This window comes from Kineosporia sp. R_H_3, from assembly GCF_002198675.1.
Lineage (GTDB): Bacteria > Actinomycetota > Actinomycetes > Actinomycetales > Kineosporiaceae > R-H-3.
The window spans coordinates 1-18,169 of record NZ_MWLL01000193.1 but is presented as its reverse complement, the minus strand read 5'-3'; the positions used below and the strand labels follow the sequence as shown (position 1 = coordinate 18,169).

Genomic DNA, 18,169 nt, shown 5'->3' with positions numbered 1-18,169 from the left:
GGTGAAAATTCAGAATCCGTCACGTTCTGTTGGCATGAGCATGAGGGGATGGGTCCCCGCTGGCGAGTTTATCTACGCATCGTGCATGCGGAGATCGACAATCAGAACGTTGATCAGCGCGGCGTGCCGAAGTCCTGCGTCCAGTAGACGCCGTACTGGCTGCCGGACTGCTTCCACATCCCGACGCCGAGCTCGGTGAGCTTGCAGTTGAGGATGTTCGCCTTGTGGCCCTTGGAGTTCATCCACGAGTCCATGACGGCGGCCGCGTCGCTCTGGCCGGCGGCGATGTTCTCCGCGGCCCAGCTGTACTTGTAGCCGGCGTCCGACATCCGCTCGAACGGGTCCTTGCCGCCGGGGGTGTCGTGCGAGAAGTAGCCCTTGACCGCCATGTCCTTGCTGTGGGCGCGGGCGACCGTCGTCAGCGTCGCGTCGGCCGTGACGGGCTTGCAGCCCACCTTGCCGCGCTCGACGTTGACCAGACGCAGCACCTCCGCCTCGGCGGCGTTGTTCGTCGTGCCGCTGCCGGCCGCGGTCGTCGTCTTCGTCGTCGACGGGGCGGGCTTCCTCGTGGTCTTCGTCGTCGTGGAGGTCGACGGCTTCGCCGCGGCCTTGGACGTCGTGGACTTCGTCGGGGCCGGGGTGCGGACCTGCTCGCGGGAGGCGCCGTCGGTCGTCGTCCGGACGGTCTTCGGGGTGGCCGAGGAGACCTTCGGGCCGGGGACCTTGGACGTCGGGCTCGCCGCGGCGTCGGCGCTCTGCGCGTTCGCGTCGTCGTCGAGCGGGGCGCTGACGATCTGCGCGGCGTCGTCCGCGCCACCACCGAGAACGGAGAAGCCGCCGTAGAACGCACCGGCCAGGGCGACCGGCGCCACGAGCACGGTGACGATGCGGTTGCGGCGCCGCGCGGCCCGCCGGCGGATGTCACGGCGGCTCATTGCTGTGCGCGGCGTCTCCGGGGCGTCGAGGTCGGAGAAGAACGACGAATCCCGATCGGCTCTCACGGGGGAGGACACTACGGCGAGTTACCACGCTCGATCAAGCGCGGCGCGGGCGTTTAAGGATCCTTAACGTTCCGTCACGATGATCCTCCGAATGGAGGAGGCCTCGAGTCGTCTGTACGCATGACGTCACGGTGCGACATCCGGGCTGGTGAGGCGCGCGGAGAGGCCCGCAAACGCCGGCGGCGCCGCCCGGGAGACCCGGACGGCGCCGACGAAGGCTGTGCTGCTGCGGTGACCTACGCCTCAGGAGGCGCTGACCGCCTTGGCCATGGCCGACTTGCGGTTCGCGGCCTGGTTCTTGTGGATGACGCCCTTGCTGACGGCCTTGTCGAGCTTCTTCGAGGCCAGGCGGAGGGCGTTCGCGGCCGTCTCGGCGTCGCCGCCGGCGGCTGCCTCACGGAACGCGCGGACGACCGTCTTGAGCTCCGACTTCACTGCCTTGTTGCGCAGCCGGCGCTTCTCGTTGGTCGCGTTCCGCTTGATCTGGGACTTGATGTTCGCCACGCGTCGTCTCTTCCTGATGCTGGGACAGGTCGGTTAGAGGGCGTCGGCCCGTCCGGGACTACCGGCGGTGGGGACTCGCCGGATGGCGGAAGCGGGCCTGGCGCGCGCACGACCTGAGCGCGCACCGTCGTCAAGGGTATCAGCCGGTGACGGGTGGTCCGGCCGGGCGCTCAGGCCCAGCCGTTGACCGCCCGGACCTGCTCGGCGACGTCGTCGAACGTGCCCTTGGGCATCATCCCGCCCTCGCGGCGGACGGCGGCCGGGTCGAGGCGCACCACCCGGTCGAGCCGCACCTCGCTGGGGCGGCGCTTCGGGTCCCACGGGCCGGCGCCGACGTCCGCCCACTGCCGCCCGGCACGGGCCTCCTGGGCGGCGTCCCGGTCGTGGTCCTTGCTCGTGAGCATGAGGCCGAGCAGCCAGTCGCCGTCCCGGCCGATGACGAGCACCGGCCGGTCCTTGCCCTGGGTGTGGTCCTCCTCGAAGGGGACCCAGCCCCAGACGACCTCGCCGGGGTCGGCCTCGCCGTCCGGGTCCGGCCGGTACTCGATGACGGCGCGGCCGGTGAAGTCGCCGGGGTAGCCGTCGGCGGACGGCGCCGCGTGCTGCTGCGGGCGCGGCCTCGGCTGCCGTTGCGGCTGCGGGTCGCGGCGTGCGGGCCGCGGCGACGTCGGCGTCCGCCTGCTCTGCGACCGCATCAGAGAACGGACCGCCGCCTCGGCGCCGGCGGCGAGCGCGCGGCCGAGAGCCTTGCCGAACGAACCTCCGAGTCCCTGTGCCACCCGGCGATCGTACGGCCCGGGGGGCCGCCGGCCGGCGCCCTCGACGGGCACGCTCCGGAGTCGTCCGGCGTGCTCGGAGCGCCCGTGTGAAGGTCACCAACCCCTGTGTGACGCGCGCGACACGCACTGAGAGGTTCATTGCCGACAAGTAACTCGCGCGTGACATCGGAGGGCTACGGTTCCGAGCCATGGCGGAACTCTTCGACGGCTACCGGCTGGGGACCGCCTGGGACGAGATGCTCAGCGACGGTGACCAGCCGCGACGGCCGTACCGGGCGGTGCACGGCACGCTGCGCCGGCTCACCGGCGACCAGCTGAGCGTCCGCGCCGACGCGCTCGCCCGCTCCTACCTCGACCAGGGCGTGACGTTCGACTTCGCGGGCGAGGAGCGGCCGTTCCCGATCGACATCGTCCCCCGGGTCATCTCGGCCGAGGAGTGGAGCGAGGTCGAGGCCGGCGTCGCGCAGCGGGTGCGGGCGCTGGAGATGTTCCTCGCCGACATCTACGGCAAGCGTGAGTGCATCCGTGCCGGGATCGTGCCGTGGCGGGTCGTCGCGTCGGCGTCCGGCTTCCAGCGGGTCGCGGCCGGCATCGCGCCGGCGAACGGCGTCCGCTGCCACGTGTCGGGCATCGACCTGATCCGCGACGAGGACGGCAACTTCCGCGTCCTCGAGGACAACGTCCGCGTGCCGTCCGGGGTCAGCTACGTCCTGGCGAACCGGCGCGCGATGCAGCAGGTCTTCCCGGAGTCGTTCGCGACCCACCGGATCCGGCCCGTGAGCGACTACCCGCGCAGGCTGCTCGCCGCGCTGCGGGCCGCGGCGCCGCGCGGGGTCGCGGACCCGACGGTCGTCGTCCTCACCCCGGGCATCTACAACAGCGCCTACTTCGAGCACACGCTGCTCGCCCGCACGATGGGCGTCGAGCTCGTCGAGGGCCGTGACCTCGTCTGCTCCGACGGCCGGGTGCGGATGCGGACGACGGACGGCGAGCGCCAGGTCGACGTCATCTACCGGCGGGTGGACGACGAGTTCCTCGACCCGGTGCAGTTCCGGGCCGACTCCCTCCTCGGCTGCCCGGGCCTCGTCAACGCCATGCGGGCCGGCAACGTGACGATCGCCAACGCGATCGGCAACGGCGTCGCCGACGACAAGCTCGTCTACACGTACGTACCGGACCTCATCCGGTTCTTCCTCGGCGAGGAGCCGATCCTCCAGAACGTGCGCACCTACCGGTGCAGCGAGCGTGACGACCTCGCCGAGGCCGTCGACAAGCTCGACCAGCTCGTCTTCAAGCCGGTCGACGGCGCGGGCGGCAAGGGCCTCGTCATCGGGTCGCGCGCGACGAAGGAGCAGCTCGCGACGCTGCGGACCCAGGTGCTCGCGGACCCGCGGAGCTGGATCGCGCAGCCCGTCGTCATGCTCTCGACCGTCCCGACGCTCATCGACGGGCAGCTCCGCCCGCGGCACGTCGACCTGCGGCCCTTCGCCGTCAACGACGGCCAGAACGTGTGGGTGCTGCCGGGCGGGCTGACCCGGGTCGCGCTGCCCGAGGGCCAGCTCGTCGTCAACTCGAGCATGGGCGGCGGCTCGAAGGACACCTGGGTGCTCTCCGGGCAGACGACGGCCATCACGCCGCGCCGGGCCGTCGCCGTCGGTGCCGCGCGCCGGATCTCGCTGCCCGGGCCGGACCTGCCGCCCGACGAGAACGAGGTCGCGCACCAGCAGCAGCAGCAGCAGCAACAGCAACAGCAGCAGCAGAGCGGGAACGGGGTGGCGTCGTGCTGAGCCGCATCGCCGAGTCGCTGTTCTGGATCGGGCGCTACGTCGAGCGCGCCGACGACACCGCGCGCATCCTCGACGTCCACCTCCAGCTGCTCCTCGAGGACCCGTACCTCTCCGAGGCCGAGGCCTGCACGGCGCTGCTCGCCGTCATGGGTGTCGAGATCGACACGATGGACGCCGGCAACGGCATCGACCCGCCCCCGCCGGACATCGACCGCAACCTCGTGCTCGAACGGCTCGCCTACGCGAGCGACCACCCCAGCTCGATCGTCGGCTCGCTGAGCGCCGCCCGGGAGAACGCCCGCCGCGCCCGGGAGACGGTCTCGTCGGAGCTGTGGGAGTGCCTCAACATGACGTGGATCGGGATCGACGCCGCGCGCGAGCGCGCGACGACGGCCCACCAGTTCTTCATGTGGGTGCGCGAGCGCAGCGCGCTCGTCGCGGGCATCGCCGACGCGTCGATGAGCCAGGACGACGCGTGGCGCTTCCTCACCCTCGGTCGTTCGCTCGAGCGCGCCGACATGACCGCGCGGCTCGTGGCGACGTCGACGATCTCGGGCGCCGTCCCGTCGTGGACGACGCTGCTGCGCTCGTGCGGCGCGTACGAGAGCTACGTGCGCACGTACCGCGGGGTCGCGTCCGACGAGCGGGCCGCGGAGTTCCTGCTCCTCGACCGGCTCTTCCCGCGGTCGGTGCTCTACGCGCTCAACCAGGCCGAGGACTGCCTCGCCGACCTCGCCCCGGCGACCGAGCGGGTCGGCGTCTCCGACCAGGCCCGCCGGCTGCTCGGCCGGGCCCGCACGTCCCTGGAGTACCGCTCGCTCGGCGAGGTCCTCGCGGACCTGCCGGCCGAGATGGAGAAGGTGCAGCGAGCCTGCTCGGCCTCGAGCGAAGAGGTGGCCAAGCGCTACTTCCCGCGCGCGGTGACGACGGCCTGGATCGGGGAGGTCTCGTGACCGTCGCACCGAACGGCCTCGGCGGGTACGGCGGGCAGCCGCGCCGCATCGTCATCGAGCACCGCACCGGCTACCGCTACGAGAAGCCCGTGCTCGCGTCGTACAACGAGGCCCGGCTCACGCCGATCACGACGATCGGGCAGACGGCGCTCGACGCCCGCGTCGAGGTCAGCCGGATGACCTGGACGCACACCTACTGGGACTACTGGGGCACCCAGGTCACGGCCTTCGACGTGCTCACCCCGCACGAGACCCTCGAGGTCGTCGCGTCGAGCACCGTCGAGGTGTGGCCCTCCCGCGAGGTCAACGCGACGGCGACGTGGGACGACGTCCGCAGCGACGCCGTCACCGACGAGTGGGTCGAGTTCCTCGGGCAGAGCCGGAGCACGACCCCGGACGACGAGCTCGTCGACCTCGCGCACGAGGTCTCGTCGGGCCTGTCGCCGGACGCCGCCGCACGCGCCATCTGCGAGCGGATCAACGGCCTCGTCGAGTACGTGCCCGGTGTGACGAGCGTGCACACCGACGCCGTCGAGGTCTGGCGCACCAAGCAGGGCGTCTGCCAGGACTACACGCACCTCACCCTCGGCGCCCTGCGCTCGGTGGGCATCCCGGCCCGCTACGTCTCGGGCTACCTTCACCCGCAGCCGGACGCCGCGCTCGGCGAGACCGTCGAGGGCCAGAGCCACGCGTGGGTCGAGTGGTGGGCGGGGGAGTGGGTCGCCTTCGACCCGACGCACGCCGCGCCGGCGGGGGCGGACCACGTCGTCGTGGCCCGCGGGCGGAACTACGGGGACGTGCCGCCGCTCAAGGGTGTGTACGCCGGGACCGCGGGGTCGGAGCTGTTCGTGTCGGTGAAGTTGACGAGGCTCAGCTGACTCTGCAGAACGACTGACGCCCTCACAAGAAGACCACTGACCAGAGCGACCAGACGGTCAGCAGGCCGGTGGTGCCGACGAGAAGGCCCGCGATACGCCGTCGCTCGCAGGCACCTGCAACGGCGACTGCCCACGCAGGCAGGGCCAGATAGGCGATCCGAAAGCTCGAACCCTCAAACCAGATGTCCGTGGCCGCCCACGTCACGACGGCGATCGACGCCGACGCGAGCAACGCCCGCGCCTCGACCCCCGGCGACCGGAGATGCCGCCAGCCTGTGACGATCACGAGCGCCGTGGCCGCCACGACAACTGCCTCGATCCACAGGGGAGCGGTGATGGTGTTGCGGTAGTACTCCACCGGGATCCACAGGAAGGTCACGGTGCTGCGCGCGAGATGCACAGGCGTTGCGAGCCCGTGCCAGCCGAGCGGCGGGAACTCGACTCCGATGCGACTGATCGCCGATGCGCCTGTGAGGTCGCCGTAGAGCAACTCGTTTCGGACGAGCCACCAGCCGAAGACGGCAGTCGCTACTCCGGTCGTGACAGTCGCCGCGCGCCAGCCATGCCTGCGGAGCAGGAAGACGCCGGCCACCACTGCGACGGGCCACATCGTCACCTTGGTCAGCAGGGTGAGGCCGATCAGCAGGCCGGTGGTGACCGGTACATGGCGACCGGGCGTGAAGGCGACGTAGAAGACTGCCGCGGCCACCGCCAGGGCAGGAACATCGTTCTGCACGCTCGAACCCACGGCAACGACGACGGGGTTCAGCAGCGTCACACCGACCCCCGTCCGTACTGCCAACGAGGTGGCGTTCGGCGCTGCGCGTCGCACGACATGCTCGAGGAGGGTGCAGCACAGCCACAGCCACACGACAGCGAGTGCTCGCGAGGCAAGGAACTGGGTGGTCTGATCTCCGCCGAGCAGTTGGACGACCCGAGCCACCAACGCGTACAGCAGATAAGTGAGCGGGGCCTGGACACCCTCGTGGGAGATGCTCGGGTCCGCTCCGACGACCGGCAACGTCCAGGTGGACGCGACGTGCAGGACGTACTGCCAGTGCGACGGCTCGTCGTACGGAAGACCGAGCGGCACGACGAGTGCGGAGGTTCCACCCAGCAGGAGCACCGGCGCAGCCCAGAAGTACCTGGATCGCACGGTCACGAACTGACGGGGCCGCACCTCGCGGGGATCGGCGATCAGCACGTCTGATGACAGCACATGCGGCCCCGCATTGGGGTGAGAACGAGCGTGGCATCGTTATCTTGAAGCCCTCTCTTGCGGCATTCTCAGGCAAACGGCCGACGCAGTCCGAGTTCTCGACCGGGGCCCTACTGAAGTGGTGTTAGATGAACGCGTCGGGAATCGAGTTCGGGCGGAACCGGGGCCAGTTCCCGTGCGGCGTGACCTGATGGGAAGGAACTCGATGGCGTACGTCAACGGACGGTTCGAGTCTTGCGTCGCCTTGCCCCTATCGGCAATGCGATCGCAGGAGTGTCCCCCCCTTCACTGAGGATCTCGGCGAGGGCTTTGGTCGCATGGACGCGTCCGGGCCTGGGGGCCCTGCGAGTGCTCTCCTCTTCCTGGGGCGCTGATGCTCGCTACGAGTCCACCCGCCTCATGGCTCACCCTCGAGGGCTTTCCGTGCTCCTGAACGGCTTCTGCAGTTCAAACACGGGCGGTCTGCGCAGGGCCCATACACACCTAAAGGAGACTCGTTGCCGTGCAGGTACTGGTGCTGCAGGGTATTGGCGCCTGGGGCGTTCTCGATAGTCCCGCCCTGCGGCCGGCGGATGCCCAGGCCCAGGTCGATCTCCGCCTCCGTCCCGCAGACGCCATGAGCGCGGTGCGCTGACTGTGAACGCTGCCACCGCCGGCGTGCCCCTGGACCCGGGGTGGAGCGTTACAGCCTCTGAAGTGGACGTCGTCGTTCCACCAGAGGTTGCAGCCGGGAGGCCGCCCAGACACAGCCGAGGCCTTCGACGCACGATGAGTCGTTGTCGGTACCCGCTGCAGGGATTGGCGTTGGCCGGATTGATCTGCGGCATTGCCTTGGCCTTCCTGCACGGCAGGGATGCTGATGTTGACGAGGCCTACACGCTGGCCGAAGCGCGACTGCCCGCGGCCGAACTGATCCGTGTGATCGCTTCCCGTGAACTGAATGGGTCGGCGCACACGATCCTGGTCGCAGCCCTGCCTGGACCCTGGTCGACCGACGGCGCAGCCGATGCGCGCTGGCTGAGTGTGCTCTTCTTCGCCCTGGGCGTGGCCGTGCTCTACGCCGGGCTGGCTCGCCGAAACGGTCCCGCCGCAGCGACGACCGGTCTGCTGTTGGCGACGTGCAACCCGATCACGCTGAGCACGGCATGGACCGGACGCGGCTACGCGATGGCGTTTCTCTGGGGCGTGATGCTCTGGCTCTCTGCGGCGCGACAGATCGAGAACCGACGACGGTCGGACGACATCCTCTGGGGGACCCTCGCGGCCACCTCCGCCTACGTGCACTTCTTCCTCGTCCCACTCTGTCTTGCGCAATGGCTCTTCGTGAGTCGTGAACGTCGGTGGCGCCGTTCCGACCTGCCGCTCGCGGGGGCCGCCATCGCCTTGCTGGGGTGGACGCCGGTGGCGATGTTCCTAATTGCCGGCGGCGACAACGGTCAACTCCCCGACATGCCCGTGCCGTCCCTGCACGACCGAATCGCGCTTCTGGTCGACTTTCTTGCAGCAGGCTTCTCCGGCAACAGGCTCGGGCAGTTCGCGCTGGTCGGCGTGCTCGGTGTCGGAATGTTGATGGCACTGCGGACGTCTGCGCCGCGGCCCCGGTCCCACATGTGGCTCGGGGGGGTGGGCTGCCTGGCCGTGCTGGCGGCGACGGAGGCCGGTTCGATCGTGCACCCGGCCATGCTGACGGCGAAGTACCTACCCATCGCTGCGTCCTCGCTCGCTGCGGTGGTGGCCGTTGCTGCGCAGACAACCTCGTTGCGGCTGCAGACCGTGCGGCGTGGTCTCGTTGCGGTCTACCCGCTCGTCCTGGCTGTGCTGACCTGCTCGGGGCTGCTGCTCTGGGGGCGCGCAGTGATGACCGAGCCCAGTCCGGGTGCCACGTCGTGGACAGCAGCGGCGCAGTACGCCGAACGCTGGGGAACGTCATCGGACGTCGTGACGACGATGGTCCCCTTCGAGGAGCACGCCGCTCGTCGAGTCGTCCTCCGGACGCGTCTCGCCATCGTGCCGGCAGCTCCAGCCACAGCTTCGGAGATGTTGGAGGCGAGCGGCTACACGGACAGAGACTGCTTGCCTGCTCCGCCCGACGGGGCCGACGTCTGGCTGTTCTCAACTCAGAGCCCATACCTCGCCCAGCATCTGCCAGGCGCAGCGAGATGCTCTGGTCTCGTCGTGAGATCGCGGGCCCAGATCGGGTTCGTGACAGTGATCCGTCTAGGCAGAGGTCGTTGACTGTGCGGGCGTCAGAACATCGCGATGTGCTCGAAGGACGTGCTTCGGAGGTCTCGCGGTCGGTCGATGCTACTGGACGCATCGCCCAGATCGACGGTCTGCGAGGGCTGGCCGCCCTGATGGTGCTGACGTACCACACCTGGGCGTTCTCTCAGGTCCCGGCCGCCGAACGGTATGCGGTGCCACTCGCCACCGGCGTGGACCTCTTCATGGTCCTGAGCGGGTACTGCCTCTTCCTGCCCGTTGCGAAGAACCCGGACGCGTTCTCGGTTCGGCGCTTCGCGCGCAACAGGCTGTGGCGCATCGTGCCCGCGTACTACGCCTCGATCGTCTTCGTCGTGCTTCTTCCGGAGCTTCTGGTCGTCCTGTGGCGGGGCATGGGGCGGGCCGCGACCTGGCAACCCCTTCCAGATGCCTTGCAGGTGCTGTCACACCTGACGTTCACCCACTCGTTCAGCGGGACGACGATCCTCGGCATCAACGGGTCCTACTGGTCGCTGGGGCTGGAGATGCAGTTCTACCTGGCTCTGCCGCTCGTTGTTCTGCTCTTCCGACGTGCCGGGAGTGCCGCCCTCACATGGGCGACCCTGGCCGCCGCTGCGATTCCGCTCGCCGTCCCGTTTCTGGCACTTTCCCCCGGGGCGGCCTCGGTACTGACGATGAACCTTCCGGTGCGCTTCTTCGAGTTCCTCCTGGGGGTTCTGGCCGCAGTTGTCACCGTTCGGCAACACAGAGCAGGCCGGACCCTCGGCCCGAACGCGCAGCTCGTCTCGGCCGGGTTGGCCGTCGCGGTGCTGCTGCTGGCTGTGTTCGCCGTTCCCGCGACGCGGATCGAGAACCTGTGGTTGGTCACGGCCTCGATCGGTTACACGTTGCTCCTGCTGGCTTTTGCTCTGGCCTCGGACGACTCCGTGCCACTCATGAAGATGTTCGGGCGCGGTCTGCTCCGGAGACTCGGCCTGGTGTCCTACAGCTTCTACCTCGTCCATCAACCGATGGAGTGGTTCTTCTCGCAGTTCTTGCTGTCCCTTCACATCGCCGGGTACGCGGCGTGGGCGGCCCAACTGTTGATCGGTGGCTCGCTGGTAGGCGCTGTCGCGTGGGCCGGGTACACGTACGTCGAGCAGCCGGCGATCAAGCGTGGCAGGAAGCCGCCGTTTCAGCCGCAGCGCGCGCAGGCGGCTCGTTGAGTCCGGCGACGCTGCGTGACGCGGCCGCCATCGCGACGTCGTCCGAAACGGTTGCACGGGTTTTCGATCCGCGGCGTAACTCCCTCAACGCGCAGCGCCTCGTGCTGGCGACCCTGGTGATCGTCTCGCACAGCTGGCCGATCTCGCGGGGTCTGGGCGACCCCGTGGTCCTGGGCGTCAGCCTTGGCGGTTGGGCGGTCACGGGCTTCTTCGCGATCTCTGGATTCTTGATCTACGGCAGCGCGCAGAAGAGCCGCCTCGGGCCGTACATCGTGGCGCGGGTCCGGCGGATCTACCCGGGCTTCCTCGTCTCCCTTGTCGTTGTCGGCTTTGTGTTCGCTCCCCTGTCGACGTTGGTGGCAGGGGGCACATACTCGCCGGCCAGTGGGCTGGCGTTCGTGATCCGGAACTCAGCCCTGTATCTCCATTCGACGTCCGTGGGGGACACGCTCGGAGGCGTTCCCCTGCCTCGCGACTGGAACGGTTCCTTGTGGACGCTGTGGTACGAATTCGCCTGCTATCTGGGGGCGGCTGCACTGGTCCGGGTCGGGGCTGCCGGCACGGCAGTTCGCCGTGGTGTCGTGCTGGCTTCCTGGGCGGCCGCTGCGGCGATACTCACGGTTTGCGATCTCACTGGAACGGCCCTGCAACCGCGCCAGCTTCAGACGATCCTCACGCTCGGCGTGTTCTTCCTTGGGGGGGCGGTTCTTCGAGCGTTTGCAGCCAAGGTTCCGATGTCGGGTCTCGGAGCGGGCGTCTGCGCAATTGTGGTGGTCCTCCCGGCGTTCGTGCCAGGCGCGGGCCAGTTGAGGTCGCTTGCGGTGCCGTACCTGTGCATCTGGTTGGCGACAGTCATCCGAGAACCAGCGTGGTTCACTCGCAACGACTACTCCTACGGGATGTACATCTTCGCTTTCCCGGTTCAGCAGATGCTCGCTACCGCCGGGTTCAAGGCTGGTGCGCCCTGGATGTTCGCGGTCGTCAGTGTTGTCGGCACCGTCCCACTCGCTGCCCTCAGTTGGCATCTGGTCGAGAGCCGGTTCCTGCGGAGGGAGAGTGCGAGGGGGCGGCGGACATCTGCGGGCGGCTTGTCGACAACGTCGCCGTCACCCCTTCGCGGGCTGATCAGCAAGCGTGCTCCTGGCCGCGCCATGCGGCAGGCACTCTGATCGTCACGCCTGGTGGGCACAGTTCGATGAGGAGGCGGCCAGAGCCTCACGGATCTGTGTGATTGGGGCGTCCTTGGCGGCGGAGAGGTTGCGCCTGCGCTGGCAACCGCCCCGCGTCGTCCAAAGCCTTGCGCAGCAACCACTCCACGTGCGCGTTGACGCTGCGCAGGTCGTGCGCCGCCCACGCCGAGACCGCGTCGTAGACGGCCGGGTCGAGTCGCAGCAGCATGCTCTTGCGCTCGCGGCGGGCCGCGCGCGACGCGGCCCCGGGCGGCGGGGGAGTGCCGCCGTCCGGGGGCGTCGCGTCGTCCGTCACGAGCCCGGTCCTACAGCCGGCTCACGTGTAGAGCGTGCCGGTGTTGACGACCGGGGTGGCCCGGCTGTCGCCGCAGAGCACGACGAGCAGGTTGCTCACCATGGCGGCCTTGCGCTCCTCGTCGAGCTCGACGACGTCGTTCTCGCGCAGCCGGGCCAGGGCCAGCTCGACCATGCCGACGGCGCCGTCGACGATGCGGGTGCGGGCGGCGACGATCGCGCCGGCCTGCTGGCGCTGGAGCATCGCCTGGGCGATCTCGGGGGCGTAGGCGAGGTGGCTGATCCGCACCTCGAGGATCGCGACGCCGGCGACGGCGACCCGGGCGTTGACCTCGGTGGCGAGCTCGGCGGCGACGAGGTCGGTCGAGCCGCGCAGGCTCGTGCGGTCGGTGCCGCCGTCGTCGTACGGGTGCGAGGTCGCGACGTGGCGGATCGCGGCCTCGGCGTGGACGGTGACGAAGTCGAGGTAGTTCTGGACGGCGAACGTCGCGCGGGCGGTGTCGGAGACCTGCCAGACGACGATCGCGGCGAGCTCGACCGGGTTGCCGTCCGCGTCGTTGACCTTGAGGGTGCGGGTCTCGAAGTTCTGCACCCGCACCGACACCCGGCGCCGGGTCGTCAGCGGGGTCACGAGCACGAACCCGGTGCGGCGCACCGTGCCGACGTAGCGGCCGAGGAACTGCACGACCCGGGTCTCGACCGGCTGGATGATGACGAGTGCGGCCGCCGTGACGAGCGCGACGAGGCCGAGGAGCACCATGGTCACGAGGACGACGGCGGCCCTGCCGGCGGGGACGTCGCCGTCCGTCGTGAGGTCGGCGAGCCGGCCGACGAGGAACAGCTCGCCGACACCGCACGCGAGGACGACGGCCACCCCGAGCCAGCCGCTCGCCGAGAACGCGGGCCGCTCGCTGAGGTCCACGGCCCGGGCCGTGCGCACCGGGGGCGCGACCTGCTCGCCGGGGGAACCTGGGGTGAGGGTGGGGCTGGACATGGCGACCTCCCGAGTCGGCCCGGCCGGTCCGTGCCGGCCGATGTCAAAGTGATATCACTTTTCTGATGCATGTCCAGGGACTTCGGTTCCGCCGTGTGCGGGCGGGGGCGGCACTCATGGGACGATGGACGTTGCGCCGTTCCACGGGCGCACCACCCGTCCCCGACGACGTCCAGAGGTAGCCCCGCCGTGTCCCCGATGGCCCGAACGGCGCTCACGCCGTCCGCCACGCCCCCGGAGGCGATCCGGAACTTCTGCATCATCGCCCACATCGACCACGGCAAGTCGACGCTGGCCGACCGGATGCTGCAGCTCACCGGCGTCGTCGACGGCCGGCAGATGCGGGCGCAGTACCTCGACCGGATGGACATCGAGCGCGAGCGCGGCATCACGATCAAGTCACAGGCCGTGCGGATGCCCTGGGACGAGGACGGCACGACGTACGCCCTGAACATGATCGACACCCCGGGGCACGTCGACTTCACGTACGAGGTGTCCCGCTCGCTCGCCGCGTGCGAGGGCGCCGTCCTGCTCGTGGACGCCGCGCAGGGCATCGAGGCGCAGACCCTGGCGAACCTCTACCTCGCCATGGAGAACGACCTCACGATCATCCCCGTGCTCAACAAGATCGACCTGCCCGCGGCGCAGCCGGAGAAGTACGCCGCCGAGCTCGCCGGGCTCATCGGCTGCGACCCCGACGACTGCCTCAAGGTCTCGGGCAAGACGGGGGAGGGCGTCGAGGCGCTCCTCGCCGAGATCGTCAAGCAGATCCCGCCGCCCGTCGGTGACCCCGACGCGGCCGCCCGCGCGATGATCTTCGACTCGGTCTACGACACCTACCGCGGCGTCATCACGTACGTCCGGGTCATCGACGGCCACCTGTCCCCGCGCGAGCGCATCGTCATGATGTCGACCCGGGCGACCCACGAGCTGCTCGAGATCGGCGTCATCTCGCCCGAGCCGGTGCCCTCGAAGGGGCTCGGCGTCGGCGAGGTCGGCTACCTCATCACCGGCGTGAAGGACGTCCGCCAGAGCAAGGTCGGCGACACCATCACGAACTCCTCCAAGCCGGCCACGACCGCGCTCGGCGGCTACCGCGACCCCAAGCCGATGGTCTTCTCCGGGCTCTACCCGCTCGACGGCTCCGACTACCCCGCCCTGCGCGAGGCGCTCGACAAGCTCAAGCTCAACGACGCCGCGCTCGTCTACGAGCCGGAGACGTCGGCCGCGCTCGGCTTCGGGTTCCGTTGTGGGTTCCTCGGGCTGCTCCACCTCGAGATCGTCCGCGAGCGGCTCGAGCGCGAGTTCGGCCTCGACCTCATCTCGACGGCGCCGAACGTCGTCTACGAGGTCCACATGGACGACGGCAAGGTCTTCACCGTGACGAACCCGTCCGAGTACCCCGGCGGCAAGGTCGACGAGGTGCTCGAGCCGATCGTCAAGGCGACGATCCTCGCGCCGTCCGAGTTCATCGGCGCGATCATGGAGCTGTGTCAGGAGCGCCGCGGCACGCTCGGCAGCATGGACTACCTCTCCGAGGACCGCGTCGAGATGCGCTACACGCTGCCGCTCGCCGAGATCGTCTTCGACTTCTTCGACCAGCTGAAGTCGCGCACGCGCGGCTACGCGTCGCTCGACTACGAGGCGGACGGCGACCAGGCCGCCGACCTCGTCAAGGTCGACATCCTGCTCCAGGGCGAGGCGGTCGACGCGTTCAGCGCGATCGTCCACAAGGACAAGGCCTACGCGTACGGCGTCTCGATGGCCGGCAAGCTCAAGGACCTCATCCCGCGCCAGCAGTTCGAGGTGCCGATCCAGGCCGCCATCGGCGCCCGGATCATCGCCCGGGAGAACGTGCGCGCGATCCGCAAGGACGTCCTCGCGAAGTGCTACGGCGGTGACATCACCCGTAAGCGCAAGCTGCTCGAGAAGCAGAAGGAGGGCAAGAAGCGGATGAAGATGGTCGGGCGGGTCGAGGTCCCGCAGGAGGCCTTCATCGCCGCGCTCTCCAGCGAGGCCGCCGCGGGTGAGAAGAAGAAGTAATCGTCACATGCCGTAATCTCCCGGTTTCGTTCTGACGTCGTCACTCGGTGTGCAAGGCTGCTCACTGATCTGCTGGACGACGTCACCCGGGAGCACACTGCACATGGCGCGGGTCCGTGCGCTGGACGGCCTTCGGGCCGTCGCCGTGATGCTGGTCTTCCTCAAGCACCTCCAGCTGCCCGCGTTCCGCGGCGGCTGGGTCGGCGTCGACATCTTCTTCGTGCTCTCGGGCTTCCTCATCACGAGCATGCTGCTCGGCGAGCACGAGCGCACCGGCCGGATCGACCTCAAGAGCTTCTGGGTGCGCAGGCTCGCCCGGCTCTACCCGGCGCTCATCGCGATGGTCGTGCTCGGCCTCGCGGTCGCCCCCGAGCGGTTCGCCGGGCACCCGGGCGTCGCCTGGTCGGCGGTCATCGCCCTGACGTACACCCAGGACCTCACCCGGTTCTGGACGCCGTACGCCGGCGGCTTCGACCACACCTGGTCGCTCGCCGTCGAGGAGCAGTTCTACCTGCTGTGGCCGCTCGCCGTGCTGCTCTGCCGCGGACGCCGGGCCGCGATCGGCGTGCTCGCCGCCGGCGTCGCCGTGGCCGGCGCCGGGTCGCTCTACCTCTACGGCGGGTTCGTCCCGCCGGCCCGCAACGTCGCCTACTTCTTCCTCCACACCCGTGGCTGGGAGATCGTCGTCGGCTGCCTGCTCGCGGTCGTGCTGTCCAAGGTGCGGATGCCGGCGCTGCTCGGCTCGGCGCTGCTGTGGCTCGCGCTGCCGGCGACCGCGGCCGTCGTCCTGCTGTGCGGCCGGCCGACGACCCCGCTCTGGGTCGCCGTCGGGGTCGCCGTCGCGCTCTCGGTCGTCGTCGTCGCATCCCTGGTGTCGGCGCCCCGGGCGACGGTCGGGCGGGTGCTCTCGCTCGCACCGCTCGTGTGGCTGGGCCGGGTCTCGTACGGCGTGTACCTCTACCACTGGGTCCTCATCCGGCTCGTCTACCGGCACCTCACGCCGTACGACGGGCTGCCGTACGCGACGGCGCTCAAGCAGGGCACCGTCGTGGCGATCACCCTCGCCGTCGCCGGGCTCTCGTACCACCTGCTCGAGCGGCCGATCCAGGACGTCGTCCGGCGTCACCTCGAGCGCACGGCCGCCGGGCTGCCGCGCGGACGGCGGATGCGGCACGCCGCGGGCGCACCCGCGGACCTGACGATCGACCTCAGGGAGCCGTCGCTGCTCGTGCCGGCCGGCGGGCCGGACGTCTGGGACTGGCCGGCGGCCGCGGTGCCCCGCGCGGCGGAGCCGTTCGGTGCTGATCCGTTCGCGGCTGATCCGTTCGCGGCCGATCCGTTCGTGGCGCCATCGTTCGCTGCGGCGCCCTTCTCGGCGGAGCCGCTCAATGCGGAGCCGCTCGCTGCGGAACCGGTCGTCGTGCAACGGGTCTCCATCGACGAGCTCTTCGGTGAGTCGGCGGCGGTCGGGCCGACCGGGCGGCACACGGGGGAGCGGCCGTCCGGCGCGCACGTCCGCTCCGGGCCGGCACCCGACGGCCCGGTGTCGGCCGAGCCCGTCTCGCAGCACGCCTGGATGGGGCCCGACGGGCTCGTCATCCCGATGCCGGGCCGCGACGCGCTGCACCCCTCCGGCTCGCTCTGACCCTCGCCGCGACTGTCGTCGTCCGCTCGCCGCATTCTTTCTTGACCGGTACAGAAGAGCGCAGTACTGTACCGGTACAGAACATCGACGAGACCTGAGGAGGTCCCGACATGGAGCTTCTCCCGCTGGCTGCCTACCTGTCCCGCGAGGGGCAGCGCGCCACCGCGCTGAGCGCCCTCCCGAACGCCCCCGTCGTCCCCGACCGGGCCGCCCGCGCGTCGCGGGCCCCGCGGGCCCGGGCCGCGCTGGCGACCGGGCTGCACCGCCTCGCGGACGGCGTCGCGCCGCGCCGCGTCGCCGGCTGCGCACCCGTGTGCTGACCGACGTACGCTCGGCCCTGGACCCCGGCCGGACCCCGGTCGGGGCCGGGTCGGGAGGGCCGGGAGGTTCGGTGGCACGGGTCACCCTGCAGACGATCGCCGACCGCGTCGGCGTGAGCCGGATGACCGTGTCCAACGCGTTCTCGCGCCCCGACCAGCTCTCCGCCGACCTGCGGGCCCGGATCCTCACCGCCGCCCAGGACCTCGGCTACGTCGGCCCCGACCCCGCGGCCCGCGCGCTCGCCCGGGGCACGACCGGCGCCCTCGGCGTCCTGCTCAGCGACTCGGTGCCGTGGGTGTTCACCGACGAGGTCGCGATCGGCTTCCTCGGCGCGGTCGCCGAGGAGCTCGCCCCGACCGGGCTCGCCCTCACCCTGCTCACCGCCGCCGCGGACGGCGACGTCGTCCCCGCGCGGGACGTCGCCATGGACGGCGCGCTCGTCTACTCGTGCGACACGGCGTCCCCGGCCGTCGACCTGCTCCTGCGGCGCGGCCTGCCGCTCGTCTTCGTCGACCAGGAGCCGGTCCCGGGCATCCCGAGCGTCAACGTCGACGACCGCGGCGGGGCGCATGCCGCCGCGCAGCACGTCGTCGACCTCGGCCACCGCCGGGTCGCGCTGCTCACGACCGGCCTGCGCGGCCGGCACGGGCTCGTCGACGCCCCCTTCGTCGACGGGCAGCACCACACCGAACGGCAGCGGCTCCTCGGCTGGACCGAGGTGCTCGACGCCGCGGGCGTCGACGTCCGCGTCGTCCGGACGGCGCACTGCCGGCCCGACGACGGCGCGGACGCCGCCGACCTCGTCCTCGACCCGGCCGGCGGCCCGCGCCCCACCGCCGTCCTCTGCTACTCCGACGCGATGGCCGTCGGCCTCGTCCGGGCCCTCGCCGAGCGCGGGCTGCGGGTGCCGGACGACGTCTCCGTCGTCGGCTTCGACGACAACCCGGTCGCCGCCCGGCTGAACCCCGCGCTCACCACGGTCCGGCAGGACCACCGCGCCAAGGGCCGCGCCGCCGCCGCGGCGCTCACCGGCGCCCTCGACCGGGCCCGCCGCGGCGACCCCGTCGCGCAGCCCGACGCGGTGCTGCTGCCGACGGAGCTGGTGGTCCGAGAGAGCACCGCGCCCCCCACCCCCA

At 70.4% G+C, this 18,169-nt stretch carries 16 protein-coding genes; 10 read left to right on the top strand and 6 right to left on the bottom strand.

Going from position 1 to position 18,169, the window contains the following annotated elements; genetic code table 11:
- Positions 1–113: 113 nt before the first annotated feature.
- From ECOMGDLI_RS23820 to ECOMGDLI_RS23810, 3 genes are all read right to left on the bottom strand, one after another.
- Positions 114–1,001: a CAP domain-containing protein gene (locus ECOMGDLI_RS23820; RefSeq protein WP_143447884.1), complete on the bottom strand. Its 888-nt coding sequence runs from the start codon at positions 999–1,001 to the stop codon at positions 114–116.
- 243 nt (positions 1,002–1,244) lie between these two features.
- The gene (rpsT, locus tag ECOMGDLI_RS23815; protein WP_088287758.1) at positions 1,245–1,505 is read right to left on the bottom strand and encodes a 30S ribosomal protein S20; all 261 of its coding nucleotides are present in this window, start codon (positions 1,503–1,505) and stop codon (positions 1,245–1,247) included.
- Positions 1,506–1,675: 170 nt separating this feature from the next.
- Positions 1,676–2,284 carry a type II toxin-antitoxin system PemK/MazF family toxin gene (locus ECOMGDLI_RS23810; RefSeq protein WP_233153610.1) on the bottom strand — a complete coding sequence of 203 codons (609 nt, stop codon included), beginning with the start codon at positions 2,282–2,284 and terminating at the stop codon, positions 1,676–1,678.
- A 188-nt stretch (positions 2,285–2,472) separates the two neighbouring features.
- Here ECOMGDLI_RS23810 and ECOMGDLI_RS23805 point away from each other — a divergent pair, with 188 nt between their 5' ends.
- Genes ECOMGDLI_RS23805 through ECOMGDLI_RS23795 form a run of 3 tightly spaced genes read left to right on the top strand, consistent with a single transcriptional unit; the run spans position 2,473 to position 5,902 of the window.
- Positions 2,473–4,071, top strand: a complete 1,599-nt coding sequence (locus tag ECOMGDLI_RS23805; RefSeq protein WP_088319347.1) for a circularly permuted type 2 ATP-grasp protein — start codon at positions 2,473–2,475, stop codon at positions 4,069–4,071.
- Positions 4,065–5,024, top strand: a complete 960-nt coding sequence (locus ECOMGDLI_RS23800; protein WP_088287756.1) for an alpha-E domain-containing protein — start codon at positions 4,065–4,067, stop codon at positions 5,022–5,024. Before ECOMGDLI_RS23805 ends, ECOMGDLI_RS23800 begins: the two co-directional genes overlap by 7 nt.
- The gene (locus ECOMGDLI_RS23795; RefSeq protein WP_198955130.1) at positions 5,021–5,902 is read left to right on the top strand and encodes a transglutaminase family protein; all 882 of its coding nucleotides are present in this window, start codon (positions 5,021–5,023) and stop codon (positions 5,900–5,902) included. The genes ECOMGDLI_RS23800 and ECOMGDLI_RS23795 overlap by 4 nt, the downstream gene beginning before the upstream one ends.
- Positions 5,903–5,924: 22 nt before the next feature.
- On the opposite strand, the gene ECOMGDLI_RS23790 is transcribed toward ECOMGDLI_RS23795, so the two are convergent.
- Positions 5,925–7,106 carry a hypothetical protein gene (locus ECOMGDLI_RS23790; RefSeq protein WP_088319346.1) on the bottom strand — a complete coding sequence of 394 codons (1,182 nt, stop codon included), beginning with the start codon at positions 7,104–7,106 and terminating at the stop codon, positions 5,925–5,927.
- An 819-nt stretch (positions 7,107–7,925) separates the two neighbouring features.
- Between ECOMGDLI_RS23790 and ECOMGDLI_RS23785 the strand changes: the two genes are divergently transcribed.
- From ECOMGDLI_RS23785 to ECOMGDLI_RS23775, 3 genes are read left to right on the top strand one after another with little or no spacing between them, the layout of a single operon-like run.
- A complete protein-coding gene (locus tag ECOMGDLI_RS23785) occupies positions 7,926–9,356 on the top strand; it encodes a glycosyltransferase family 39 protein (RefSeq protein WP_158221127.1) in 1,431 nt (476 codons plus the stop codon).
- Between the two features lie 26 nt (positions 9,357–9,382).
- Positions 9,383–10,546 (top strand): acyltransferase, encoded by a 1,164-nt coding sequence (locus ECOMGDLI_RS23780; RefSeq protein ID WP_158221126.1) that lies wholly within the window; start codon positions 9,383–9,385, stop codon positions 10,544–10,546.
- Complete coding sequence (locus ECOMGDLI_RS23775) at positions 10,543–11,715, top strand: acyltransferase (protein WP_158221125.1); 1,173 nt, start codon at positions 10,543–10,545, stop codon at positions 11,713–11,715. The genes ECOMGDLI_RS23780 and ECOMGDLI_RS23775 overlap by 4 nt, the downstream gene beginning before the upstream one ends.
- A gap of 46 nt (positions 11,716–11,761) precedes the next feature.
- Here the strand turns inward: ECOMGDLI_RS23775 and ECOMGDLI_RS23770 are convergent, their stop codons facing one another.
- Positions 11,762–12,031, bottom strand: coding sequence for a hypothetical protein (locus ECOMGDLI_RS23770; RefSeq protein WP_233153609.1), 270 nt, complete (start codon positions 12,029–12,031; stop codon positions 11,762–11,764).
- Between the two features lie 21 nt (positions 12,032–12,052).
- Positions 12,053–13,024 carry an SPFH domain-containing protein gene (locus ECOMGDLI_RS23765; RefSeq protein ID WP_088319342.1) on the bottom strand — a complete coding sequence of 324 codons (972 nt, stop codon included), beginning with the start codon at positions 13,022–13,024 and terminating at the stop codon, positions 12,053–12,055.
- A 198-nt stretch (positions 13,025–13,222) separates the two neighbouring features.
- Here ECOMGDLI_RS23765 and lepA point away from each other — a divergent pair, with 198 nt between their 5' ends.
- From lepA to ECOMGDLI_RS23745, 4 genes are all read left to right on the top strand, one after another.
- Positions 13,223–15,067, top strand: a complete 1,845-nt coding sequence (lepA, locus tag ECOMGDLI_RS23760) for a translation elongation factor 4 (RefSeq protein WP_088319341.1) — start codon at positions 13,223–13,225, stop codon at positions 15,065–15,067.
- A 103-nt stretch (positions 15,068–15,170) separates the two neighbouring features.
- A complete protein-coding gene (locus ECOMGDLI_RS23755; RefSeq protein ID WP_088319340.1) occupies positions 15,171–16,712 on the top strand; it encodes an acyltransferase in 1,542 nt (513 codons plus the stop codon).
- A 110-nt stretch (positions 16,713–16,822) separates the two neighbouring features.
- Entirely contained in the window at positions 16,823–17,032 is a 210-nt protein-coding gene (locus tag ECOMGDLI_RS23750; protein ID WP_088319339.1) for a hypothetical protein, read from the top strand.
- Positions 17,033–17,103: 71 nt separating this feature from the next.
- Positions 17,104–18,169, top strand: a 1,066-nt coding sequence (locus ECOMGDLI_RS23745; protein ID WP_143447882.1) for a LacI family DNA-binding transcriptional regulator, incomplete at its 3' end; no start/stop codon positions are given.

What these genes read in the sequence shown, in the direction of transcription:
- ECOMGDLI_RS23805 (WP_088319347.1), top strand. Translation starts at nt 2,473, where the DNA reads ATGGCGGAACTCTTCGACGGCTACCGGCTGGGGACCGCCTGGGACGAG.
- ECOMGDLI_RS23765 (WP_088319342.1), bottom strand. Translation starts at nt 13,024, where the DNA reads ATGTCCAGCCCCACCCTCACCCCAGGTTCCCCCGGCGAGCAGGTCGCG.
- lepA (WP_088319341.1), top strand. Translation starts at nt 13,223, where the DNA reads ATGGCCCGAACGGCGCTCACGCCGTCCGCCACGCCCCCGGAGGCGATC.
- ECOMGDLI_RS23755 (WP_088319340.1), top strand. Translation starts at nt 15,171, where the DNA reads ATGGCGCGGGTCCGTGCGCTGGACGGCCTTCGGGCCGTCGCCGTGATG.
- ECOMGDLI_RS23750 (WP_088319339.1), top strand. Translation starts at nt 16,823, where the DNA reads ATGGAGCTTCTCCCGCTGGCTGCCTACCTGTCCCGCGAGGGGCAGCGC.